The sequence below is a fragment of the Ruegeria sp. J8 genome, from assembly GCF_056531925.1.
On record NZ_JBQFMR010000013.1, the window covers coordinates 54821 to 77522 of the forward strand.

Genomic DNA, 22702 nt, shown 5'->3' on the forward strand with positions numbered 1-22702 from the left:
ACAGAGGCGGTAATTAAGCGCGGTTGGCGCGGGTCTCAAGGGTGCGTTCGATCAACTCATCGAAATCCGCGGCGTCACGCACATTGTGCATGTCGTTTGCGGTTACTGCCACGCCCCAGTTTTCGGCCATGGCCTGATAGCGCGGTTGGCGATGGGCCAACGCGCGGGCATAGGTCCAGCGGACAAAGGCGTCGGGGTCGACCTCGGCGGCGGTGCAGCCTTGTTCGATCAGATACTCCTCCCAGACCCGCGTCAGGAATTCGGGCTGGTAGGACATCGGTTTGGGGGCCTTGTCGAAACGGCGGATCAGCTCGGCAGTGTGGTCTTCGTCCCCCTTGAGCCAGATCATCAGGGTCTGGCGCGACAGTTCCGACAGAACCTGATCGCGCGGATCATTTGGGTCGACCCATTCACAGATAGAGCCGCCAGTATCGCAGATAAAATGCGGATATTGGTAAAGGCGCTGCGCGCGGTCGATAAAGTATTCGGTGTCCAGCAGGGCGTGGATCTCGGCGAGGCGGAACTGTTCCTGCCTGCGGCGGTATTCCGACAGCTCCAATCCGCCCAATGCCGGGTTGCCGGGTTTGCCGAGATAGGCGGCGACGGGGGTCAGGTTTTCGAACGAGATATTCGAGCCGATATAGATCGAATCCGTTAGAAGAAGATCACGCAGGAACGGGACCTTCATCGCTTCGGCCTTGGCGTTGTCGGTGATGTATTCGCCCATATAGCGGGTACCAATGCGGTAATCGATCGAGTAGTGGAACCAGTCGCCCGAATCCCGCAGCACATTCGACACATAGGTTTTGCCCAGCCCCGACATGCCGAAGAAAAGCACTTTTTTCCGTGCCGCGCCCTGCCAGTCTTTTGCCGAGTTGTAGATCATCGACCGCTATCCCTTTTTCCAACCTTGCTAATTCGGGGCAGCGGCGGCGTCAATCACGTCTGGCCGAGCGGTTAAGGGTCAAGAGCCCGGCCGCCAGAACCGCAAAGCCCAAATAGGCTTGTGGCGGCAGGGCTTCATCCCGCAAAAGGCTGCCTAAAAGGATCGCCACAGGTGGAATGACAAGCGTGACCAGCATCAGATTTCCGGCACCCGCCATGGCGAGAACGCGGTAGTACAGCAGGTATGCGCCGGCGGTGGCGATGAGCGCGTAGTAGGCAATTGCCAGCCACGTTTCGGCGGGCAGGGCAAATGACGGCATCCCGTCTGTCATTAGGGAGAGCGGCAATATCATCATCGTTGATCCCGTCAGCATCCCCGCAGCGGCAACGATTGGCGAAAGATCGGCGAGGGTCGCGCGAGCCCATGCTCCGGCGAGGGCATAGGACAGGGTGCCTGCGACGATGGCCAACTGCGCCAGATTGCGCAGGTCGAAGGTGACTAAATTCTGCCAACCGATGGCGATCGTCACCCCGGTAAAGCCCAACCCAACCCCAACCGCGCGGGTCAGCGTCAAGCGTTCGTCCCGAAAGAACACCGCAGCGACCAGCACGCCGAAAATGGCAGTCGCTGCGTTCAGAATCGAGGTCAGCCCCGTTTCGATATGCAACTGAGCCCACGCCATGAGAGAGAACGGGATCGCATTGTTCAAAAGGCCCATAACCAGAAAGGCTCCCCAAACGCGGCGGTTTGTCGGGATTTTCGACCCCTTGATCCAAAGGACCAGCCATAAAGCTAACATCGCCCAGAAAACCCGGTGCAACACCGAGGTCATGACCGGTACCGTATCCAATGCAATACGAATCGACACGAAGGACGCGCCCCAGATTACGCCCAACAGTAAAAGTTCAGCCCATGCACGGCCTGAAAGGTGTTTTTGATCCATCATGCCGGTATTTCGCACGCTGCGATGATCCAAGGCGACCCGAAAGATGCGAAAAAGGCCCCGCCGATCAGGCAGAGCCTTTCAAGTAATCACTGAATGGATCAGTCCAGCGCGTAAGTCAGCTGCAGACCGGCACTCCAAGCAGAGTTGCCGCTGAATTCACCACCAGTGGTGGTGGTGGCGTCGCCGATGTCTGTATAGCGAATGCCGCCCGAGATCTGAGCTTTCTCAATCGAGTAGGTGCCACCTACGCCAACGCTCCAGAAGCCATTGGTCGGGCCGAGGTTCGACACTTCGGAGCCTGTGTCCTTCTCATAACCGAAGGACAGGGCGCCCGAGAATTCTTCGGAGAACTGGTAGCCGACACCCAGAGCGTAGGTGAAGGTGTCATCCGCGAAGCTTACAAGTGGATCGCTGTTGGGCGGTAGGCCGGTAAAGACCGGCGGTGAAACGTCAGACTGCGGCCAGTCGACCCAACGAATCGAACCGAACACCAGAGTCTTGGGCGCAACTCCGGTCTGGAAGTCCAAGTTGACAGACTGAGGCGAGACGATCTCGGTTTCGGTGTCCTGGGTTATCAAAGGTGCGCCGGGAGCCAGTGCGTTGAACGATTCAGTAGACGATACATCGTGGGTGATTTTCGAACTGTAAACCAGCGACACACGTGCCGCGATTTCAGGGCGTTCCCACGCCACGCCGACCACGTAGCCAAAGTCAATTTCGTCGCTGAAGTCGACTTCATAGCCTAGGACAGCCGGAACTGCGACATTGGCTTCGACGCGCTGAGCGCGGACGCCGCCGATGGCACTAAAGCCTCCGCTGAACTTGTAACGCAGCAGTGCAGTGATAGCGTCAAAATCTGCGTCGGCTCTTAATACGTCGGTTCGCCCGCCCAAACCCGCAAGAACTGTTGGATTCAGTGATAGGGGATAATTTGCAGGGTAGCTAACGTCCGCACCGAAAGGTTGATCATAGATCAGGGCAAAATCCAATGTTTCGTTGATTGCCCGTTTGTAACCCAATCCCGGTGAGAAAAAGTCCTCGGCGATGTCTCCGGAGTCGACGTCCCCCAGCCCGGGTGCAAACTGTGAGCCACTGATATCGGGGTCAGCGTAGCCAAGACGTGCCTGAACTACCGAGCCTTCTTCGAAGATCAAGTTGATGCCCTGACCGCTGCGGTCCAGACCCGCCGCGTGAACGCCGGTCGCACCAACGCACAAAGCGCACGCCTGCAGAAGCGCCTTTTTCATAGAATTCCTCCCTAATACTCTCCTGACATCTGCGCGGGGATCGTGTGTGAGTGCGCGCAGTGTGGTTGCTTGGATGCTCGATATTCACTCACGGGTCATTTTAGCGTCAACTAGTGACCGTGCGTTACTTGTGACGAGTGTTAGGGGAATCTGTTGCCAAACTGTTACGATTCTCTGCCCGAACGTTCAGAAAGATACCTGAAAAGATCACAACGGCACCTAGCAGCGTCCAGTGATCCAGCGGTTCGTGGTAAAGAATCACCCCCACAATGGCAATTGTGGGGAGCCTGGCGAAGTCAAAAGGAACAACAACTGTAGCGGGCGCGATCGCCAGCGCGTTGGTAATGCAGAAATGCGCCAGAAGCCCTGCGAACCCCACCAACAATAAGAACGGGGCGGTCGATAAGGTCGGCAGAACCATCTGACCGTCAACGACTGATGCGGCAAAGCCCAGCCCGGTTTGAATGACCGTCAGCCAGAACATGATGCAGCCGATACTGGCGAATTTAGTGAGTTTCTTCGTTGAAATCGTCGTCAGTGCGAAAAAGATGGCAGAGAGAGCTGCGGCGATCACTCCTGCACTTAACGGCACCGCGCCAGGGCGTGCCACGATCAGGATACCGGCAAACCCGATCAGCGCCGACAGGATGCGTATAGTGGTCAATCGCTCGCCCAATAGAAGCGGTGACAGCAGGATCACCCAGATGGGCTGAGTAAACTCAAGTGCAAAAACCTGCGCCAGAGGCACGACCGACACCGCGTAGAACCAAAGGTTCTGTCCGGTAAAGTGCATCACGTTGCGCAGACTGTGCAGCCCCAGACGATGCACCGAAATCTGATGCCATTTTCCTGTCACTGTGAGAACAAGGCTTACCACGCAGATGCCCACAATGCTGCGGTAGAACATGATCTCGAATGTATCATGCGTGACGCTGAGTTCGCGCCCGGCCACGGCCATCGAGGAAAACGACGCAATCGCCCCCAGCATCCAGAGCGCGGCCTTGCCGATTTGCGGTCTGGAACTGTCCATGAAAAGCCCTGTCTATTCTGGAATTTGTTGTCTTGATAAGTAACGGCAAATCGACCGACCAGAAACAAAAAAGCCGGGCAGAAGCCCGGCAATTTATCACTCCCATTCGATCGTGCCCGGAGGCTTTGAGGTGATGTCATAAGTACAGCGGTTGATGCCCTTGACCTCGTTGATAATCCGCGTGGCGGTCTCGCCTAGGAATTCATGGGTGAAGGGGTAATAGTCGGCAGTCATACCATCGACCGAAGTCACCGCGCGCAGCGCGCAGGCATAGTCATAGGTGCGCCCATCGCCCATCACGCCCACGGTGCGTACGGGCAGGATGGCCACGAAGGCCTGCCAGATCTCATCATAGAGACCATGTTTGCGAATCTGGTCGATATAGACGGCATCCGCCTCGCGCAGAATCTCCAACTTTTCGCGGGTGATTTCACCGGGGCAACGGATTGCCAGACCGGGGCCGGGGAAGGGGTGACGACCGATGAAGCTGGCGGGCAGGCCAAGTTCACGGCCCAAGGCACGGACCTCGTCCTTGAACAGTTCGCGCAGGGGTTCAACCAGTTTCAGGCCCATTTTTTCGGGCAGGCCGCCGACATTATGGTGCGACTTGATCGTGACCGAGGGGCCGCCCGAAAAGGACACCGATTCAATGACGTCGGGGTACAAAGTGCCCTGAGCCAGGAACTCGGCCCCGTCGATAGTGTCGGCGTGTTTCTGGAACACGTCGATGAACAGCTTGCCGATGATCTTGCGCTTGGTCTCAGGGTCGGACTGGCCTTCGAGTTCGCCGAGAAACAGCTCGCTTTCGTCCGCGTGGATGAGTTGGATGTTGTAATTGTCGCGGAACATGCCGACGACTTCCTCGGCCTCGTTCTTGCGCAGCAGCCCGTGGTCGACGAACACACAGGTCAGCTGGTCGCCGATCGCCTCATGAATCAGGATCGCCGCGACCGAGCTGTCGACGCCGCCGGACAGACCGCAGATGACCTTCTTGTCGCCCACCTGTTCGCGGATTTTATCTATCATTTGTTCGCGGTAGGCGCCCATGGTCCAGTCGCCCTTGAACCCAGCGAGCTTCACGAAATTCTCGTACAGCTTCGCGCCTTTCGGCGTGTGATGTACCTCGGGATGAAACTGAACCGCATAGAAGTGACGGCTTGCATCAGCAGTGATCGCGAAAGGCGCGTTAGGCGAGGTGCCGAAAACTTCGAACCCTGGCGCGATTTCGCTGACGTGGTCGCCATGGCTCATCCAGACCTGCTCGTCACCCTCGGCGAACCAGTCTTCGAGAATATCGAGACGGTTCTGAGGCGTCACGAACGCACGTCCGAACTCGGCAGTGCCGTGGCCGCTTTCGACCTTGCCACCAAGTTGATGCATCATCACCTGCTGACCATAGCAGATGCCCAGAATCGGTACGCCATAGTCGAAAATCTCTTGCGGCGCGCGCGGAGAACCCTCGCGCGTCACGCTGTCCGGCCCGCCTGATAAAATCACGGCCTTGGGCGCCATCTGACGCACGAAGTCCATTGTGACGTTCTGATAAGGGTGGATTTCGCAATAGACGTTCAGTTCGCGCAGGCGGCGCGCGATAAGCTGCGTTACCTGGCTGCCGAAGTCGATGATCAGAAGGCGGTCATGGGTGTCCTGGGTCATGGTTGGCTATTAGGTCGCAAGCCTTGCATGTGCAAGCGCTATGACGGCAATAATGCAGGCATGGCAACGGAAAAGGTCGCAAATGTCTGAAATCGAACTGCGCCCGGCGACCGTGGATGACACACAAGCGGTCACAGACTGCATCGCGGCGGCATATGCCACGGCCTTGCGCGACCTGCCAGATTTGCCGGATGTGACCGATGGTGTGGCCGAGGATATCGCAAACCAAACGGCCTGGGTGGCCGTGCAGGGCGGGGATGTCATGGGCTTCATCGTATTTGGTCAGGTTGATGGCGCGGTGATGATCCATAACCTTGCGGTTTCACCAAGCGCCCAGGGTAAAGGGCTGGCAAAGCGCTTGCTAGGTGTCGCCGAAACCACCGCTCGTGTCAGTGGGTTGAAGAAACTCAGGCTGCGAACTCATCGTTTGATGAAGCAGACTGTATCTCTGTATCTTCATCTGGGTTGGGTGCAGCAAAAGGTGAGTGGAAACAGTGTTCTGATGGAAAAAACGCTGACAGAATAGCAACCGGGTCCACCGCGTTGGCGCAAAGCAGATGTCGCTTTTCCCCCGATAGCGCCGTAATCCATATGCTTTTCCCGCTTTAGCTGCTGTACCAAAATAATCAAACCAACCAACAGACGGGATCTTCACATGGCTGAGGCAAACACCCGGCGCCGGGCAAGAGGTGGCGGTGGCGCCGCCCGCCGGGCCGAGCGCACCGCGGTACGTATCGAAACAGCAAAGTATATCGAACGCAACATTCCGAACTTCGAAGTTCTGAACGAAGAAGCGTTGCAGATCATCGAAACCAACGCCGAAACCATTCTGGCCGAGGTCGGTGTCAACTTTGTCGACAACCCCGCCGCGCTTGAGCGTTGGAAGAACGCCGGTGCGGATGTTGACGGTGAGCGGGTCCGCATCCCGCGTGGTCTGGCGCGTGAGTTGATCAAAACCGCTCCCAGCGAATTCACCCAGCACGCCCGCAACCCCGAGAAATCGGTGGTTATCGGCGGTCGCAATCTGGTTCTGGCCCCGGTCTATGGCCCTCCGTTCGTGCGCGACGCTCAGGGTGGCCGTCGCTATGCGACCATGGATGATTTCAACAAGTTCGTGAAATTGGCCTACATGTCCAAATGGCTGCACCACTCGGGCGGTACGGTCTGTGAACCCACGGACATCCCGGTGAACAAGCGTCACCTGGACATGCTGATGGCGCATATGACCCTGTCGGACAAGCCGTTCATGGGGTCGGTCACCGATCCCAGCCGCGCGCAGGATTCGATCGAGATGTGCGAGATCCTGTTCGGCAAAGAATTCGTTCAGGAAAACACGGTCATGACCTCGCTGACCAACATCAACTCGCCGATGACTTTCGACGATGTGATGATGGGCTCTTTGGAAGTATACGCGGCGAATAATCAAGCCTGCATCATCTCGCCCTTCATCGTGGGCGGCGCTATGGCTCCAGTCTCGGTTGCGGGGACGCTGACTCAGGTGCTGGCCGAAGTGATGGCTGGTGTTGCCTATAGCCAGATCATCCGTCCCGGTGCTCCGGCTATTTTTGGTGCCTTCGTGTCGTCGATCGACATGAACTCGGGCGCGCCGACCTTTGGTACGCCTGAGGCGTCGATGGTCACCTATGGCGCAGGTCAGCTGGCCCGTCGTCTGGGACTGCCGTTCCGCTCGGCCGGGTCATTCTGCGGCTCGAAACTGCCTGATGCGCAGGCCGCGTACGAGACAGCCAACTCGTTGAACATGGGCCTGATGGCGGGTGTGAACTTCATGCTGCATTCCTGTGGCTGGCTAGAAGGCGGTTTGGTTGCCGACTTTGAAAAGTTCGTCATGGATGCCGACCAGTTGGGCGTACTGCACGGTCTGGCCAAGGGCGTTGCCTATGACGATAACGCACAGGCAATGGATGCGATCCGGGAAGTTGGCCCCGGCGGTCACTACCTTGGCTGTGCCCACACACAGGCGAACTTCAAGGAGGCATTCTGGAAGTCTGATCTGCTGGACTACAAACCGTTCGAAACTTGGGAAGACGAAGGTGGCCGCGACACGCGCCAGTTGGCGTCGTCGCGGGTTGAGCACCTGCTGGCCAACTACCAGCAGCCGCAGCTCGACCCCGGGATCCACGCGGCCCTGAATGAATATATCGAGAAGAAAAAGGCCTCCATGCCGGACGCCTTTGCTTGATTACTGATATTGCGCGGCGCGGCTGGCCTTGTACAGCTGCGCCTCGCCCAGTAGCGCGATCAGCAGGTCCAGATGACGGACCAAGGAATAGGCCGCATCTTCGGCAACTCGCTGCGCGTTGACCTCTCTCTCCATATCCATCAGCCGGATCAGCGCCGCGCCTGTTCCGGGCAGGGATCCGTAGCCCAGAATGCGCTGCAAGTGCCGATCCCGGTCATAGTCCTGCGCGCCGTGTTTTGCCGCCCGTGCTAACAGGCGAGGGCGGCGTAAAGCGGTAATCATGGTCATCAGATCTTGCATGGAAGGGGTCCCTTGTCTGTGTAAAAGTCTCCGTCTTTGTCACACAACCTAAGCGGGTGTTGCTTTAAATGCTTTCCCTCCGAACGATGGTTTCATGACTGTTTATGATTTTGAATCAAATCTGGTTTTTACCCCCGTTGGTTAACGAACGAGTAACGAAAGCGGCTCTAGTTAGAATTGGTTAACACATTCATCGGGGGCGATTGGAATCAGAATTGGATTGTCGACGAGGGCAAGTAACTATGGAAAATAACGTGGCTTTCACCATTCCGGCCTGGGTACCTGAGGGGGCGCAGAGATATCTGGCGCATACCGAGACCGGTCAGTCGATCCGCGACATTGCGCGGTCCGCGGGGTGCCATGCGTCGACCATACTTCGGCAAATACGCCGCGTTGAAATGCGGCGCGATGACCCGCTGGTGGATGCTGCCCTGCAATCCTTGGCCGAGACGCATTTCTCGGACACCTCCGAGAAGTTCCCAGCCGGGCATGAAGATCGGGTTGCTGCGGCCGAGGAAGAATTCTCGCGCGAGGCGCTGCGGGTTCTTAGGCGGTTATGCGAATCCGGGGCGGTGCTGGCCGTAGCCGAGGAAATGGACAAAGCGGTTGTGGTGCGCGACAGTGGCGACAATAGCGCGACCCGAACGGCGGTTGTGGACTGCAAGTTGGCGCAGGCGCTGGCGTTGAAGGATTGGATCACCTGCGACAATCCCGGTCGCATTTCCCGCTACCGGATTTCATCGTCTGGGCGCACCGCGCTCAGTCAGTTGGTCGCCGAGGCCGAGAACAAGGCGCGCAGCCGCAACGACTTTGGAATGGCCGAGGCGCAGGCTCCGTTTCAAACGGCGTCGTCGCTGGCGCAGGTCGGAGCGGCCAAAACGGAAGGACGCCGTCGGATGCGCTATAGCGCGGCCGAGAGCCCACTGATCGCCCTGGCGCGCCGCCGGGACCGGGATGGGAAACCCTTTCTGGATGAAACCCTTGTCCGAGCAGGAGAGCGGTTACGCGAAGATTTCGAACTGGCCCAGATCGGCCCACAAGTGACGCAGAACTGGGATCATTTCCTGACCGCGGGTGGGCGTGGCAGCTTTGGTGCAGGTATGAAAGATGGACGCGGTTCTTCCGATGCGCGGGATCGGGTCGAATGCGCCTTGTCCGATCTGGGGCCAGGTCTAAGCGACGTAGCGCTGCGGTGTTGCTGTTATCTTGAGGGACTCGAACTTGCCGAAAAGCGTATGGGCTGGTCGGCGAGGTCAGGAAAAATCGTCCTGCGGATCGCGCTTCAGCGCCTAAAGCGCCACTACGAGGATCAGGCGGAAAAGAACCGAATGATCGGCTAGGGTAATAATTTGCCCTTGCGGTTGGGCGGTGTTGAGATAATCAAAGGTTATGAATTTCACGCTCAGACAACTTCAATATTTCAATGCCGTGGCCGATCAGCGCAATTTTGGCCGGGCGGCGCAGATGTGCAACGTCTCGCAACCCGCCCTGTCGGTGCAGATCAAGGCGCTGGAGGAAACGCTGGGCGGCCCGCTGTTCGAACGGCAGGCTCGCGATATTCTGCTGACGCCGCTAGGGCGGGACGTTCTGGACTATGCGCAGCAGGTGCTGGGCGCAGCGGACCGGCTTGACCAGTTCGCGCGCGACCATTCAGGCGGGCACAGGTCTTTGTCTATCGGGATTATTCCCACCATCGCGCCCTATATCCTGCCGGGAGTTCTTGCAGGGCTTCGCGCCTCAGATGTCTCGCTACGGGTGCAGATTCGCGAGGCGCGCACGGACCGTCTATTGGCCATGCTGCGCGCTGGAGAGATCGACGCAGGCGTCATGGCGCTGCCGTCTGGCGGCAATGAGCTGTTCGAACTGCCCTTGTTTGAAGACCGCTTCTTGCTGGCAGGCAGCGCGGGTCGTTTGCAGACCATGAGGCAGGACCCCGAGGCGCTGCGCCCCGTCGATTTGCAAACCACGCAGTTAATGCTTCTGGATGATGGCCATTGCCTGACGGATCAGGCGCTTGAGGTCTGCGGGCAGGATCGCAGCAGTGGGTTGATCAATATGGGCGCGTCTTCGTTGGCGACCTTGTCAAGGCTTGTGGCTGAAGGATTCGGTTTGACGCTGATGCCGGAATTGGCGGCGAAGGCCGAAACCGGGGCAGTGCCGGGGTTAAAGTTACAACGGTTCGGCAAACCGCAGCCCTTTAGAACTGTGGGATTGGTCCGGCGCAGGTCTACCCGCGCTGAGGATTGGTTTGACAGTCTGGCCGATGTGATCCGTGTGGTCGGCGAAGACATCGTGTCGATTACGCGTATATAAATCCTGTCGGTCACGCGTACACAAAAAAGACCCGCCACAAGGGCGGGTCGTTCCGACTTCAAAAGATGGACGCTCAGGCCAGCGCAGGTTCTTTTGCGTCTTCCAGATGCTGCATCAGCGTTTCCGGCGAGGATACGCCATATGGGTCCTCAGGGCAGTTATCCATCAGGCCGGGCTCTTCGAACCATGCGTCGACCACGCCATCATTGACGATGGCCGCATAGCGCCACGAACGCATTCCGAACCCCAGATTGTCCTTGTCGACCAGCATCCCCATCTTGCGGGTAAACTCGCCCGAGCCGTCTGGGATGACTTTGACGTTCTTCAGCCCCTGATCCTGGGCCCATTTGTTCATGACGAAGCTGTCATTGACCGACATGCAGTAGATCTCGTCGATCCCTTTGGCGATGAAATCGGCATAGCCGTTTTCGAACCCGGGCAGTTGGTAGGTCGAGCATGTGGGCGTGAACGCACCGGGCAGCGAGAACAGGATGACCCGTTTGCCTGCAAAGTAATCTGCGGTGGTCTTGTCTTCCCAACGGAAGGGGTTGGTGCCTTCGACGGCGTCATCGCGGACGCGGGTGTGGAACGTGACCTCAGGCAGTTTGGCACCGGATTTCATATTCATCTCCTGTTATTCATTGATGATTTTTCGGCTCTTTAAAAGAGTTCCAACCCCGCTTCAATCGGCCTTTTGCTGCAAGTGCGAATTTGCCTAATCTGCTGAAATCGTGCGGTGGTTCGCACCCAATCGCGTGTCGCAACTGTTGGATGCTGCGTCGCAAAAACACCAACGCATGGCGGATATGTCCCAGTGGCATGGTGCGGATCGTCAGACTATGTTAGACGACAGCAAATTGACCCAAAGTCAGGAAAGCCAGCCGTGCGTGATCTGAAGATCCCCGAACAACGTCACCCTGAAAAGGCCCATAAGCCCGATAATGCTCAGCCCAAGAAACCAAGCTGGATTCGGGTCAAAGCGCCGGGCGGCAAAGGTTATGCGGATACGCGGCGGATCATGCGGGACAACAACCTAGTCACCGTCTGCGAAGAGGCAGGTTGCCCCAATGTTGGTGAATGCTGGAGCCAAGGCCACGCCACCATGATGATCATGGGCGAAATTTGTACTCGAGGTTGTACCTTCTGCAACATCGCTACTGGCCGACCGGATGCGCTGGATGTGTTCGAACCGGGTCGTGTGGCCCATGCGGTTGAAAAGCTGGGGCTGAACCACGTGGTGATCACCTCGGTGGATCGCGACGATCTGGCCGACGGTGGGGCAGACCACTTTGCCCAGACCATTCGTGCGGTGCGGCACCGCTCGCCCAAGACGACGATCGAGATTCTGACCCCGGACTTTCTGAAATGCGAGCCATCGGTTCTGGAAGCTGTGGTCGAGGCGAAGCCGGATGTGTTCAACCACAATCTTGAAACCGTGCCGGGTCTCTACCCTGAGGTGCGCCCCGGTGCCCGCTATTTCCATTCTTTGCGCTTGTTGCAGCGGGTCAAGGAACTCGATCCGTCGATCTTTACCAAATCCGGCATCATGGTTGGGCTTGGTGAGCAGGAACAAGAAGTGCGGCAGGTGATGGATGATATGCGCGCTACCGATATCGATTTTCTGACCATTGGTCAGTACTTGCAACCGACGCCGAAACACCATGCGGTGGATCGGTTCGTGACGCCGGAGGAATTCGCGTCGTACGAAAAAGCGGCCTTTGGCAAAGGTTTCCTGATGGTTTCGGCCACGCCGCTGACCCGGTCGTCTTATCATGCGGGCGATGACTTTGCCCGCCTGCGCGCCGCACGGCAGAAAATGTTGGATCAGGGGTGAGTCCCGAGACGCTGGCGCGACTAACCGCTCTGCGCCATGACCTGCACCGGTTTCCCGAACTGTCAGGGCAAGAGAATAACACAGCTGCGCGTGTGGCCGGTCTGCTGACCGATTTGGGCGCTGACGAAGTCCTGACCGGTATCGGCGGTCATGGAGTGGCCGCAGTATTCGATGGCGCGGCACCTGGACCCACCGTCGCCATTCGGTGTGAGTTGGATGGTCTGCCGATTCAAGAACTGGGGGATTTGCCTTACAGTTCGCAGATCCCCGGCAAAGGGCATCTGTGCGGGCATGATGGCCATATGGTCATGGTGCTGGGCGTAGCTGATCATCTGGCCCAGGCCCCTCCGCAAAAGGGCCGTGTGGTGTTGATCTTTCAACCCGCCGAGGAGACCGGGCAGGGGGCAGTATCATATATAGCTGATCCTCAGTTTGCGCCAATCGCGCCGGACTTCGTATTTTCGCTGCACAACCTGCCGGGCCTTGCGCTAGGTGAGGTGCTGCTGTGTGAGGGCCCCGCCAACTGCGCGTCACGCGGGATGCGGGTGATGCTTGGTGGCAAGACCTCTCACGCGGCGGAACCGCAGGATGGAATTTCGCCGGCTGGAGCGCTCGCGTCTTTGATGCCGGAGCTTGCGGATCTAGGAACGGGCGGTGCATTGAATGCCGATTTCGCCCTGACGACCGTGACCCATGCGCGGCTGGGCGAACCCACATTCGGCGTCGCCCCCGGAGCGGCCGAACTGTGGGTGACGCTGCGCACCGTGTCTGACACCCGTATGAAATGCTTGATCGCCGAAGCCGAAGATCTTGTCACCCAAACAGCAGAAGCCCAGGGATTGGCGGTCAAGATCACTTATGAGGATGTGTTTGAGGCCTGCACAAACAATGCGCAAGCAGTGGCTGCGGTTGCCGAGGCTTGTGTCACGGAGGGCGTGCCTTGCACTCTCACGAATGAGCCTCAAAAGTTTTCCGAGGATTTCGGCCAGTTTGGCAAAAGCGCCGCGGCGGCGATGTTTTGGCTGGGTGCCGGACAAGCGCACCCGCAACTGCACAACCCGGACTATGATTTTCCGGACGCGCTGATCCCTGTAGGGGTAGATGTTTTCAGTGCAGTAATTCGATCTCTTGTAGGCCGAGCTCTCAGTTTACGAGATCACTGACTATTCCAACGGCATCAATAACTGTTTTTGTGTCATCGGATATCGACAGGATTTCGTCATCTACGCGGATATACCGCTGACCGGCGGGCAGGGGTTTCAACTTCCAGCCATCGAGGTCGTCAAGATAGTCAAAATCCAAGTCATTAGGGATTTTCTGACCTCGCGTGTAACGCTTGATCTGTCCTGGCGGTACACCGACGCCTTTATTTGTTTTTACCGACTTTTCAATTTTCGACTTGTCGGGGCCTTTACCTTTGCCCTTGTTGTCCTTTGCATCCGCAATTCCAACTGTTGCGGCTACCGCGCAAGCCGCCATAAGTCCAATAGACAGTGTTTTCATACGTAAAAAACCTCCCAAAGTACTCGAATGGTAGTCTCTTGCTGGGCGGAATGTCCAATAATATTCAAATAGGAGAATTTTTAGGAAGCTTAACCACTGCTACTTGCACAAACTGGATAGGTCAGAGGGCCGCTCAGTCTTTGACAAATCGCACCTTGCCAATAAAGGGCAGGTTGCGATTGCGTTGCGCGTAATCGATGCCGTAGCCCACGACAAACTCATCAGGGATTTCAAACCCGATCCAGTCCGAGCGGAAATCGACCTCGCGGCGGCTGGGTTTGTCCAGCAACGCAATGGATTTCAGCCGCGCAGGCTTGCGGCTTTGCAGCAGTTTGGTAACGTGGTTCAGCGTGTGGCCGGTATCGACAATATCTTCAACCACCAACACATCGCGTCCTTCAATTGCGCCGCGCAAGTCCTTGAGAATACGTACTTCACGGCTGCTCTCCATGGAATCCCCATAAGAGGACGCCTCGAGAAAATCCACTTCGATAGGCAGGTCCAACTCGCGCACCAGATCAGCGATAAAGACAAAACTGCCGCGTAAAAGACCGACGACAACCAGCTTGTCGGTTGCGCCAAACTCGGCTGTGATCTCGCGGCACAACTCCTCGATCCGGGCGGCGATGGCCTTGGCCGAGATCATCTCATCTATCACATATGCGCGGTCTGTCATCACTGCCCCCTTGATCTTTGGCGCGCAACATACGACATGACGCGCCATTGTCACCTGCAAATAGCGGACCGCCATGCCGACCCATTCCGAGACACGTCACCTGCCGTATACCGCTCAGCAGATGTATGACCTTGTCGCGGATGTGGCGAAGTATCCGCAGTTTTTGCCGTGGTGCGCGGCGGCCCGGATCAGGCGCACTTATGCGGCGGGCGAGGCACAGGTGCTAGAGGCCGATCTAGTGATTTCCTTCAAAGTGTTCCGCGAACGGTTCGGCAGCCGCGTGACACTACACGCCGAGGAGCGCCGGATCGACACCGAGTATCTGGACGGGCCGTTCAAATACATGAAATCCGATTGGCAGTTCGCGGACGCGCCTGAAGGGGGCTGCAACATCTCGTTTCATGTGGATTTCGAGTTCAAGAACGCCATCCTGCAGGGCATCATCGGGGTCGTCTTTAACGAAGCCATGCAACGTGTGGTCAAAGCCTTCGAGGCCCGCGCCGCAGATTTGTACGGCTAAGGCTTTACCCGACCCCGGCGCACGCTAGACTGCGCCGCATGAGTGATTTTACCAATACCTTGGCCAGGTTTGCTGCTGGCCCCGTTTCCACGTCGCGACAAGCCCGCATCGTGACGTCTTTGTCCGTTTTGGATTGGCTGGCGGTGGGGCGGGCTGGGGTAGACGAACCCGTTTCGCAGACCGTGCGCGCCTTGGTTCTTGATGAGGGCGGCACCATGCAGGCCCATCTATTCGGCGGTGGTGCCGCGCCCTTACGCGGGGCAGCTCTGGTTAACGGGACGGTGTCGCATGCGCTCGATTATGACGACACGCATTTCGCCCATATCGGCCATCCGTCGGTGGCCATTCTACCTGTGGCGCTTGCGCTTGGTGAATGGGACGACCGCATTCTTGTGGATGTTCTTGAGGCCGCTTTGGTGGGGATGGAGGTCTCGATCCGCGTGGGGCTGTGGTTGGGGCGCGACCACTATCAGGCCGGGTTTCATCAGACGGCTACAGCCGGCGCGTTCGGGGCGGCCGTGGCTGCGGGCCGTGTTCTGCGGTTCGATGTGGATCAGATGCGCAAAGTTTTGGGTCTGTCGGCGACCCGCGCGGCGGGGCTCAAAGCGCAGTTTGGAACTATGGGTAAGCCCTATAACGCGGGGCTTGCGGCCTCGGCTGGCGTCGAGGCGGCTTTGCTGATCGCCAAAGGTTTTGATCCAAATGTCGAGGCTATGGAAGGCCCTTATGGGTTCGGCGCAACCCATCAGGGGCAAAACGATACGCAAACCGCGCTGGACCGGTTGGGCGAGGATTGGTTGTTCGAATCCGTCAGCCACAAGTTCCACGCTTGTTGCCACGGGCTGCACGCAGCGCTGGAGGCCGCACGCACGTTGGATATCGCCGAACCCGAAGTGGCCGAGATCACGGTCAAGACCCATCCGCGATGGATGAGCGTGTGCAACCAGATTTCTCCGACAACTGGGCTGGGCGCAAAGTTCTCATATCGGACGGTGATTGCGATGCAGGCTCTGGGATATGACACCGCCTTGCCCGACAGCTATTCCGAGAAAACCTGCGCCGATCCGCGCCTGATCTCGCTGCGCGATCGCGTTACGGTCGAAGCGGATGAAACGCTGTCCGAGACGCAAGCCCACCTGATCCTGCTGCGCCGTGATGGTGCGCGCAAAGAGGCCAGCCATGATCTTCTGACCCCGATGCCTTTATCTGAGCGAGAAGATCGGGTGCGCGGCAAGGCTGCCAAACTGATCGGAGGTGACGAGGCGGACTCGATCTGGTCGATGCTGCGCACCGGAGGCCGCGCCCGCGATCTGGCGGCATTGCTTGCGGATTAGACCACGCGCCAATGCAGCGGGAATCCTGGGTCGAACACCGTGACAGGCCCGTCACCAGAGTCGATCTTTTCGGGATACACGACCGGTTCGCCCTTGGTCAGTGTGATCGTGTCCTCATTCACCGGCAGGCCATAGAAACCGGGGCCATTGAGCGAGGTAAACCCTTCCAGCTTGTCCAACGCCCCTTCACGGTCGAACATCTCTGCCACTAGTGACATCGTGTTCGTCGCGGTGAAGCACCCGGCACAGCCGCAGGCCATTTCCTTGTTCGCATCCGTATGCGGTGCACTGTCAGTACCAAGGAAGAACCGCGCATCGCCCGAGGTCGCGGCGGCCAACAGCGCCAGCCGGTGTTCCTCGCGCTTGGCGACGGGCAGGCAGTAGTAATGTGGCTTGATCCCGCCAACCAGAATATGGTTGCGGTTGATGATCAGGTGATGCGCCGTGATCGTCGCGCCCAGATCAGTACCATTGGCTTTGACATAGTCCACGCCGTTCGCGGTCGTGATATGCTCCATCACCACGCGCAGGCTGGGGGTCGATTTGCGGATCGGATCCAGAACGCGCTCGATAAACACGGCCTCACGGTCGAAAATGTCGATCTCCGCATCCGTAACCTCGCCATGCACACACATGGGCAGGCCGATCTCGGCCATCTTTTCCAGTACCGGGCGCACCTTGTCGAAATCCCGCACGCCCGAGGCCGAATTGGTCGTGGCCCCTGCCGGATACAGCTTGCACGCCTTGATCAGCCCGCTGGCATGGGCGGCGGCGACATCCTCTGCATCCGTGTTCTCGGTCAGATAGAGAGTCATCAGCGGCTCGAACGCCATCCCATCGGGCAGGGCGGCCAGAATGCGGTCACGATAGGCGGCGGCCTGATCGCCGCGCACCACGGGCGGTACAAGGTTTGGCATGATAATCGCGCGGGCGAAATGGCGCGCGGTTTCGGGCAGGACAGCTTCCAGCATCGCGCCATCGCGCAAATGCAGGTGCCAGTCGTCGGGGCGGCGGATCGTCAGGGTATCGGTCATGGCCCCCGGCTAGCACAGTGCGCGCAGCCGTGAAAGGCCCCGAATGCACGGCTGCCCCTTGTCAACATGCCCGAACGTCGTAACTCCTTGCGAAGCCCCGGTCTTGACGCGCGCGCGCCGTCGTGACCTCTTGTGCCCCGAGGGAGATCGCCATGACACAGCCAAATTCCATCGACGCCGTTCAGACCATGCTGGGCGATCAGGGCTATGTCTGCGGACGGGCCTTGGCCACGGTTGTCTTCCTGTCGCTGAAACTGGGCCGCCCGCTATTTTTGGAGGGAGAGGCCGGTGTCGGCAAGACAGAGATCGCCAAGGCGCTGGCCGCCGGGCTGAACCGCCGACTGATCCGACTACAATGTTATGAGGGGCTAGATGCGTCCTCCGCCGTTTACGAATGGAACTTCCCAGCGCAAATGGTAGCAATCCGCACAGCCGAAGCCTCAGGCGGCGCCGACCGGGGTGCCTTGCAATCCGAGTTGTTCTCGGACGACTACCTGATCGAGCGCCCGCTGCTGCAAGCTATGCGCCCGGACGAACACGGCGCGCCGGTCCTGCTGATTGATGAATTGGACCGTACGGACGAGCCTTTCGAGGCGTTCCTGCTCGAAGCGCTCAGCGACTTTCAGGTTACAATCCCCGAACTGGGCACCGTCAAAGCGCCGGAACCGCCCATCGTCATCGTTACCTCGAACCGGACGCGCGAGGTGCATGACGCCCTGAAGCGCCGCTGCCTCTATCATTGGGTCGACTACCCCGATTTCGAGCGCGAGATCGAAATCCTTCACGCCCGCGCACCCGAAGCGGCACAGGAGCTCAGTCGCGAGGTGGTGGCCTTCGTCCAGCACCTGCGCACCGAAGACCTGTTCAAGAAACCTGGCGTGGCCGAGACGATCGATTGGGCCAAATGCCTGCTGGCACTTGATGTGATCAACCTCAGCCCCGAAGTGATCGGCGACACGCTGGGCGCGATCCTGAAATACCAGGACGACATCCAGAAACTGCAGGGTTCTGAGGCAAAACGTATTCTGGACGAAGCCAAAGCCACGCTTGAACCGGTGTGATGGCTGAGCAGCTTCCCCTAGATATCCCAGATGACCCCAAACTGGCGCAGAACATCACCCATTTCGCGCGGGCCCTGCGCAAGGCGGGATTGCCCGTAGGTACGGGCCGGGTTGTCGATGCCATCCGCGCGGTGCAGGCTGCCGGGTTCTCGGAAAAGCAGGATTTCTACTGGACCCTGCACGCCTGTTTCGTGAACCGTCCCGAACATCGCACAGTGTTCGCGCAGGTCTTTCGCATGTATTGGCGAGACCCGCGGTATATGGAGCATATGATGGCCATGATGCTGCCTGCGATCCGTGGTGTTCAGGAAGACCGCAAGGCCGACGCGGGCGAAAAGCGCGCGGCCGAGGCGCTGTTGGACGGTGTCGAACGCGATCAGCCAGAGACGCAAGACACGGGCGAAGAAACTGAGCTTGAGATCGACGCTTCTCAAACCGCCTCGACCGAGGAACGCCTGCGCAGTCTTGACTTTGAACAGATGAGCACCGCAGAGATCGCTCAGGCCAAGCGCATATTGGCCCGTATGACGCTACCCGTAAAACCAATCGAATCCCGGCGCGGTCAAGCCAGCCATGTAGGGCAAAGGATCGACCGCGCCCGCACCTTGCGCGCCGCCATGCGCCAGGGCGGAGAGTTGCATGAAATCGCCCGTCAGAAACCCCGAACCCGCTGGCCCAATCTGGTGGTGCTGTGTGATATCTCGGGGTCGATGAGCCAATACAGCCGCATTATCCTGCATTTTCTGCACTCGGTCTCGAACGCGAAAGGCGCGGGATGGGCCAAGGTTCACGCGTTCACTTTCGGGACGCGGCTGACCAATATCACCCGCCACCTGCATCAGCGCGATGTGGACGCCGCTTTGGCCGCCGCTGGGGCGGAAGCGCAGGACTGGGAGGGCGGCACCCGCATCGGCGAATGCCTGCACGCGTTCAACCGCGACTGGTCGCGGCGCGTCATGGGGCAGGGAGCGGTGGTTCTGCTGATCTCGGACGGATTGGACCGGGGCGAACCGCAAGCGCTGGGAAAAGAGATGGAGCGTCTGCACCTTTCCGCCCGCCGTCTGATCTGGCTGAACCCACTGCTGCGCTGGGACGGGTTTGCACCTAAGGCGCAGGGCGTGGCCGCGATGTTGCCGCATGTAGACAGCTTTCGGGCCGGGCATTCGATTGCCTCGCTCGAAGATCTGGCCGAGGTCATCTCGAAACCCGATGACATGGGTGAGAAAGCGCGGCTGATGACCGCGCTTTCGAGTTAGGGTTAACTCAGCTGTTCTTCATTGCACTTGCGGGCCATTTCCATGGCCTTGTAGGTGCCAGTCAGATCCACGGTGAAGGCAAATTCCTTCTCGGGGAAGACAAGCATCACCTTTTGCTTGGCAATGTCTTCAGCGAATTGGGGATCATTGGACAGAACGTAACCGCCCGAATACCCCTTGGTGATGTTACCCTTCATGCCGGTGGCTTCACCGATATAGAGATTGTCGCCCAGAAGAATTGCCACAGCCTCGGTATCGCCGCGCTTGATGTCGGTTTTTTCTTTGGTGAAGACGCCCACATAGCCAACGCCGCGATCTTCGGTTAGCCCCATCTGAACCACGTTCTCGGAGTCATCGATAGCCTCAATCAGGCAGGATTTCTTGTCCTGATCAATGAATACCTTCCAGCCCTCGACCTCGCCATAGCGCAGGAATGTATCTGCACTGACTGCCGTGGATGCCAAAAGTCCGATTGCTGTTCCGAGTGCAAAAATGCGTTTCAACTCTTTGTCTCCCTTGTGAAAATTAAATATGCGCATATTGGAATGCAGCAGATGTATGTGTAGGCTAGAATCTGCTCTGCAGACAATCAATGCTTTGCAGAAAATGGTAAAAACTCAGCCAATTCGCGCCGAAGCCTGACTGCCGCGTCTGACCTTAAAGTCGGGGTTCCTTTTCATCTGGCCAAACCTGCCTATGTTGGGTCAAAGCACTATGGGAGGGCGCAATGGACAGATTCGACAACAGCCCAGAAACTGCGCTGCGCTGGTTCAGCAATGGCAAAAAGGCCGCGCTCGCCACCGTGGTTGAGACTTGGGGAAGCGCCCCGCGCCGTGTGGGCGCGCAGTTGGTCATTGGCGGCGATGGTCGGATCGAAGGCTCGGTTTCGGGCGGTTGTGTCGAAGGCGCTGTGATCGTCGAAGCGCTTGAGGCCATAGATGAAGGCGAAGCACGTCTGTTGGAATTTGGTGTCAGCGACGAAGATGCGTTCGCTGTTGGTCTGGCCTGTGGAGGGACGATTCGGGTGTTGGTCGAGCCCATCGGAAGCGTTCTGCCCGAACCCATGCTTCGTGATCTGGTCGAGGCGCGTGCCGCGCGAGTACCACTCGCCTATGAGGTCAATGTCGAGACCGGCCACCGCGCGCTGCGTCGCAATGCTTATGCCGACCGGCTGCGTATGGATCGCTCGGGGTTCGAAGAGGACGGCAAGACCTTTGTGGCCGTTCACAACCCACCTTTGCGCCTGATTGTCGTGGGTGCGGTTCATATTGCGCAGGCGCTGGTGCCGATGGCACGGATTGCAGGGTATGACCCCGCGATTGTCGACCCACGGGATGCTTTTGCGTCCAGCGCCCGTTTTCCGGGTGAAAACATACTGACCGATTGGCCGGATGAGGCTGTTGCCAAGCTGGGTCTGGATTCGCGCACCGCTGTGGTGTTGTTGACCCACGACCCCAAGCTGGACGACCCGGCGCTGGAATCAGCGTTGGCCGCCGGGGTGTTTTACATCGGTGCTCTGGGCTCGACCCGGACCCATGCCAAACGCGTGGCTCGTATGACCGAGGCCGGGTTCACCGAAGATCAGATTGCCTGCATTCATGGTCCGGTTGGTCTGGATATCGGGGCTGCCGATCCGTCCGAAATTGCAGTCGCCATATTGGCACAGATGACCGCCGTGTTACGAGGCAAGGCGTGAAGTTCGGTCCTGTCCCCGTTGCCGAGGCCGTAGGCACGATCCTTGCCCATTCGATCAAGGTCGGTGACCGTAAGCTGCGTAAAGGCATCGCGCTGACGGCAGACCACATCGAAGACCTGACCGAGGCTGGCCTTGGCTCCGTCACTGTCGCGCAACTGGAACCCGGTGACTGTCACGAGGATGAGGCCGCCCGGATGCTGGCCGCCGCTCTAGCTCCGAACCCAACCGAGGCGGGTTTACGCGTGACCCAACCATTCACCGGTCGCGTGAACCTGCTGGCGGATGGACCGGGCGTCGCCGTGCTGGATGTCGAGGCGTTGGAAGCGTTCAATCGCGTCAACCCGATGATCACCGTCGCGACTGTTCCGCAATACCAGCAGATGGGCGAAGGCGGCATGGTGGCTACGATCAAGGTTATCTCTTATGCCGTGCCCGGAGGCGATGTGATGCACGCAGCACGTCTGGCACAGGCATCCATCCGTATGGTCTCACCGGTTCACAAAACGGCGGGTCTGGTGGTGACTGATATTCCCGGTGGCCCGTCGAACGAAAAGGGGATCGCAGCGATCCGCGGCCGTGTCGAAGCCCTGGGGATGGAACTGTCAGACGTTCGGATCGTCCCGCATCAGGCAGAACCTTTGTCCTCGGCTGTGTCCGACGCTGAGGGGGATATCGTCATGATCCTGACCGGCTCGGCCACGTCTGACGTGTACGACGTGGCGCCCGAGGCGGTACGCGCCGCCGGAGGGCAAGTGGACCGGTTCGGAATGCCGGTCGATCCGGGCAACCTTCTATTTCTCGGAGCGCTTGGCGAGCGGCCCGTGATTGGCTTGCCGGGCTGCGCACGTTCACCTGCACTGAACGGGGCCGATTGGGTTTTGTCCCGCGTGGCCTGCGGGATCGAAACAACGGGGCTCGACATCGCCAGAATGGGTGTTGGTGGGTTGCTGAAAGAGATCCCGACGCGCCCGCAGCCCCGTTCTTCTCGGAAACCGTGATGCGGTGAGCTTTCCCGACAATCCTCTGAACCGCCTCAGATTTTTGTTCTCAAATGAAAACCCGCGTGTTTAACTCGACCCGAGGAACAACACGAAACGGGAGGATTTCATGGCACAGGTCTCGATGACTGTGAACGGCGTAGCTGTGAGCGGTGAAGTTGAGGGACGGACGTTATTGTCTGGCTTTTTGCGTGATCATTTGGGGATGACGG

General features: G+C 58.6%; 23 protein-coding genes and 1 pseudogene. 13 read left to right on the forward strand and 11 right to left on the reverse strand.

The window, feature by feature from the left end; genetic code table 11:
- Nucleotides 1–13: 13 nt before the first annotated feature.
- The 5 genes from ACR0L1_RS21175 to guaA all read right to left on the reverse strand — a co-directional run bounded on the left by ACR0L1_RS21175 (nt 14) and on the right by guaA (nt 5765).
- On the reverse strand, nt 14–886 hold the full coding sequence (locus ACR0L1_RS21175; RefSeq protein ID WP_170769579.1) for an ATPase: 873 nt from the start codon (nt 884–886) through the stop codon (nt 14–16).
- A 49-nt stretch (nt 887–935) separates the two neighbouring features.
- On the reverse strand, nt 936–1832 hold the full coding sequence (locus ACR0L1_RS21180; RefSeq protein WP_480860682.1) for a DMT family transporter: 897 nt from the start codon (nt 1830–1832) through the stop codon (nt 936–938).
- Nucleotides 1833–1930: 98 nt separating this feature from the next.
- Complete coding sequence (locus ACR0L1_RS21185) at nt 1931–3079, reverse strand: OmpP1/FadL family transporter (protein ID WP_170788600.1); 1149 nt, start codon at nt 3077–3079, stop codon at nt 1931–1933.
- 124 nt (nt 3080–3203) lie between these two features.
- Nucleotides 3204–4109 (reverse strand): DMT family transporter, encoded by a 906-nt coding sequence (locus ACR0L1_RS21190; RefSeq protein ID WP_170788601.1) that lies wholly within the window; start codon nt 4107–4109, stop codon nt 3204–3206.
- Nucleotides 4110–4205: 96 nt separating this feature from the next.
- Nucleotides 4206–5765, reverse strand: coding sequence for a glutamine-hydrolyzing GMP synthase (gene guaA, locus ACR0L1_RS21195; protein ID WP_480502914.1), 1560 nt, complete (start codon nt 5763–5765; stop codon nt 4206–4208).
- Between the two features lie 82 nt (nt 5766–5847).
- Between guaA and ACR0L1_RS21200 the strand changes: the two genes are divergently transcribed.
- Nucleotides 5848–6291 (forward strand): GNAT family N-acetyltransferase, encoded by a 444-nt coding sequence (locus ACR0L1_RS21200; RefSeq protein WP_480502913.1) that lies wholly within the window; start codon nt 5848–5850, stop codon nt 6289–6291.
- A 129-nt stretch (nt 6292–6420) separates the two neighbouring features.
- Nucleotides 6421–7965 (forward strand): trimethylamine methyltransferase family protein, encoded by a 1545-nt coding sequence (locus ACR0L1_RS21205; RefSeq protein WP_170769585.1) that lies wholly within the window; start codon nt 6421–6423, stop codon nt 7963–7965.
- Here ACR0L1_RS21205 and ACR0L1_RS21210 read toward each other — a convergent pair whose 3' ends face one another.
- Nucleotides 7966–8265, reverse strand: a complete 300-nt coding sequence (locus ACR0L1_RS21210) for a DUF6477 family protein (protein ID WP_170769586.1) — start codon at nt 8263–8265, stop codon at nt 7966–7968.
- A 242-nt stretch (nt 8266–8507) separates the two neighbouring features.
- Between ACR0L1_RS21210 and ACR0L1_RS21215 the strand changes: the two genes are divergently transcribed.
- Both ACR0L1_RS21215 and ACR0L1_RS21220 read left to right on the forward strand, forming a co-directional pair.
- A complete protein-coding gene (locus ACR0L1_RS21215; RefSeq protein ID WP_170788603.1) occupies nt 8508–9605 on the forward strand; it encodes a DUF6456 domain-containing protein in 1098 nt (365 codons plus the stop codon).
- A gap of 49 nt (nt 9606–9654) precedes the next feature.
- Complete coding sequence (locus ACR0L1_RS21220) at nt 9655–10578, forward strand: hydrogen peroxide-inducible genes activator (protein ID WP_170784640.1); 924 nt, start codon at nt 9655–9657, stop codon at nt 10576–10578.
- 73 nt (nt 10579–10651) lie between these two features.
- Here the strand turns inward: ACR0L1_RS21220 and ACR0L1_RS21225 are convergent, their stop codons facing one another.
- Nucleotides 10652–11200, reverse strand: coding sequence for a redoxin family protein (locus tag ACR0L1_RS21225; protein ID WP_480860686.1), 549 nt, complete (start codon nt 11198–11200; stop codon nt 10652–10654).
- A gap of 261 nt (nt 11201–11461) precedes the next feature.
- On the opposite strand from ACR0L1_RS21225, the gene lipA reads away from it, so the two are divergent.
- Nucleotides 11462–12412, forward strand: coding sequence for a lipoyl synthase (gene lipA, locus ACR0L1_RS21230; RefSeq protein WP_480860688.1), 951 nt, complete (start codon nt 11462–11464; stop codon nt 12410–12412).
- Nucleotides 12409–13575 (forward strand): amidohydrolase, encoded by a 1167-nt coding sequence (locus ACR0L1_RS21235; RefSeq protein WP_480860690.1) that lies wholly within the window; start codon nt 12409–12411, stop codon nt 13573–13575. The genes lipA and ACR0L1_RS21235 overlap by 4 nt, the downstream gene beginning before the upstream one ends.
- Here ACR0L1_RS21235 and ACR0L1_RS21240 read toward each other — a convergent pair.
- Both ACR0L1_RS21240 and hpt read right to left on the reverse strand, forming a co-directional pair.
- On the reverse strand, nt 13556–13915 hold the full coding sequence (locus ACR0L1_RS21240; protein ID WP_170769592.1) for a hypothetical protein: 360 nt from the start codon (nt 13913–13915) through the stop codon (nt 13556–13558). The two genes, ACR0L1_RS21235 and ACR0L1_RS21240, sit on opposite strands and share 20 nt — an antisense overlap.
- Before the next feature lie 133 nt (nt 13916–14048).
- Nucleotides 14049–14591: a hypoxanthine phosphoribosyltransferase gene (gene hpt / locus ACR0L1_RS21245; RefSeq protein ID WP_170784648.1), complete on the reverse strand. Its 543-nt coding sequence runs from the start codon at nt 14589–14591 to the stop codon at nt 14049–14051.
- Nucleotides 14592–14664: 73 nt separating this feature from the next.
- Between hpt and ACR0L1_RS21250 the strand changes: the two genes are divergently transcribed.
- Both ACR0L1_RS21250 and ACR0L1_RS21255 read left to right on the forward strand, forming a co-directional pair.
- Nucleotides 14665–15111: a type II toxin-antitoxin system RatA family toxin gene (locus ACR0L1_RS21250; protein ID WP_170769594.1), complete on the forward strand. Its 447-nt coding sequence runs from the start codon at nt 14665–14667 to the stop codon at nt 15109–15111.
- Nucleotides 15112–15149: 38 nt separating this feature from the next.
- Nucleotides 15150–16445, forward strand: coding sequence for an MmgE/PrpD family protein (locus ACR0L1_RS21255; RefSeq protein WP_480860692.1), 1296 nt, complete (start codon nt 15150–15152; stop codon nt 16443–16445).
- On the opposite strand, the gene pyrC is transcribed toward ACR0L1_RS21255, so the two are convergent.
- A complete protein-coding gene (pyrC, locus tag ACR0L1_RS21260; RefSeq protein WP_480860694.1) occupies nt 16442–17479 on the reverse strand; it encodes a dihydroorotase in 1038 nt (345 codons plus the stop codon). The two genes, ACR0L1_RS21255 and pyrC, sit on opposite strands and share 4 nt — an antisense overlap.
- 152 nt (nt 17480–17631) lie before the next feature.
- On the opposite strand from pyrC, the gene ACR0L1_RS21265 reads away from it, so the two are divergent.
- On the forward strand, nt 17632–18540 hold the full coding sequence (locus ACR0L1_RS21265) for an AAA family ATPase (protein ID WP_480502907.1): 909 nt from the start codon (nt 17632–17634) through the stop codon (nt 18538–18540).
- A complete protein-coding gene (locus ACR0L1_RS21270) occupies nt 18540–19796 on the forward strand; it encodes a vWA domain-containing protein (RefSeq protein ID WP_480502906.1) in 1257 nt (418 codons plus the stop codon). Before ACR0L1_RS21265 ends, ACR0L1_RS21270 begins: the two co-directional genes overlap by 1 nt.
- 2 nt (nt 19797–19798) lie before the next feature.
- Here ACR0L1_RS21270 and ACR0L1_RS21275 read toward each other — a convergent pair whose 3' ends face one another.
- Nucleotides 19799–20299, reverse strand: a complete 501-nt coding sequence (locus ACR0L1_RS21275; RefSeq protein WP_170353103.1) for a hypothetical protein — start codon at nt 20297–20299, stop codon at nt 19799–19801.
- A gap of 224 nt (nt 20300–20523) precedes the next feature.
- On the opposite strand from ACR0L1_RS21275, the gene ACR0L1_RS21280 reads away from it, so the two are divergent.
- From ACR0L1_RS21280 to ACR0L1_RS21290, 3 genes and pseudogenes are all read left to right on the forward strand, one after another.
- Nucleotides 20524–21492, forward strand: coding sequence for an XdhC family protein (locus ACR0L1_RS21280; RefSeq protein ID WP_480860696.1), 969 nt, complete (start codon nt 20524–20526; stop codon nt 21490–21492).
- The gene (locus tag ACR0L1_RS21285; RefSeq protein WP_480860698.1) at nt 21489–22490 is read left to right on the forward strand and encodes a molybdopterin-binding protein; all 1002 of its coding nucleotides are present in this window, start codon (nt 21489–21491) and stop codon (nt 22488–22490) included. Before ACR0L1_RS21280 ends, ACR0L1_RS21285 begins: the two co-directional genes overlap by 4 nt.
- A gap of 109 nt (nt 22491–22599) precedes the next feature.
- A pseudogene (locus ACR0L1_RS21290) lies at nt 22600–22702 on the forward strand ((2Fe-2S)-binding protein); the annotation flags it as partial.

Bases quoted from the DNA above. Each gene is read 5' to 3' on its own strand.
- ACR0L1_RS21250 (WP_170769594.1), top strand. From the start codon at position 14,665: ATGCCGACCCATTCCGAGACACGTCACCTGCCGTATACCGCTCAGCAG.
- ACR0L1_RS21175 (WP_170769579.1), bottom strand. From the start codon at position 886: ATGATCTACAACTCGGCAAAAGACTGGCAGGGCGCGGCACGGAAAAAA.
- ACR0L1_RS21225 (WP_480860686.1), bottom strand. From the start codon at position 11,200: ATGAAATCCGGTGCCAAACTGCCTGAGGTCACGTTCCACACCCGCGTC.
- ACR0L1_RS21190 (WP_170788601.1), bottom strand. From the start codon at position 4,109: ATGGACAGTTCCAGACCGCAAATCGGCAAGGCCGCGCTCTGGATGCTG.
- hpt (WP_170784648.1), bottom strand. From the start codon at position 14,591: ATGACAGACCGCGCATATGTGATAGATGAGATGATCTCGGCCAAGGCC.
- ACR0L1_RS21215 (WP_170788603.1), top strand. From the start codon at position 8,508: ATGGAAAATAACGTGGCTTTCACCATTCCGGCCTGGGTACCTGAGGGG.
- ACR0L1_RS21200 (WP_480502913.1), top strand. From the start codon at position 5,848: ATGTCTGAAATCGAACTGCGCCCGGCGACCGTGGATGACACACAAGCG.
- ACR0L1_RS21255 (WP_480860692.1), top strand. From the start codon at position 15,150: ATGAGTGATTTTACCAATACCTTGGCCAGGTTTGCTGCTGGCCCCGTT.
- ACR0L1_RS21270 (WP_480502906.1), top strand. From the start codon at position 18,540: ATGGCTGAGCAGCTTCCCCTAGATATCCCAGATGACCCCAAACTGGCG.
- ACR0L1_RS21220 (WP_170784640.1), top strand. From the start codon at position 9,655: ATGAATTTCACGCTCAGACAACTTCAATATTTCAATGCCGTGGCCGAT.
- ACR0L1_RS21185 (WP_170788600.1), bottom strand. From the start codon at position 3,079: ATGAAAAAGGCGCTTCTGCAGGCGTGCGCTTTGTGCGTTGGTGCGACC.
- ACR0L1_RS21205 (WP_170769585.1), top strand. From the start codon at position 6,421: ATGGCTGAGGCAAACACCCGGCGCCGGGCAAGAGGTGGCGGTGGCGCC.
- ACR0L1_RS21240 (WP_170769592.1), bottom strand. From the start codon at position 13,915: ATGAAAACACTGTCTATTGGACTTATGGCGGCTTGCGCGGTAGCCGCA.
- pyrC (WP_480860694.1), bottom strand. From the start codon at position 17,479: ATGACCGATACCCTGACGATCCGCCGCCCCGACGACTGGCACCTGCAT.
- ACR0L1_RS21180 (WP_480860682.1), bottom strand. From the start codon at position 1,832: ATGATGGATCAAAAACACCTTTCAGGCCGTGCATGGGCTGAACTTTTA.
- ACR0L1_RS21280 (WP_480860696.1), top strand. From the start codon at position 20,524: ATGGACAGATTCGACAACAGCCCAGAAACTGCGCTGCGCTGGTTCAGC.
- ACR0L1_RS21265 (WP_480502907.1), top strand. From the start codon at position 17,632: ATGACACAGCCAAATTCCATCGACGCCGTTCAGACCATGCTGGGCGAT.
- ACR0L1_RS21210 (WP_170769586.1), bottom strand. From the start codon at position 8,265: ATGCAAGATCTGATGACCATGATTACCGCTTTACGCCGCCCTCGCCTG.
- guaA (WP_480502914.1), bottom strand. From the start codon at position 5,765: ATGACCCAGGACACCCATGACCGCCTTCTGATCATCGACTTCGGCAGC.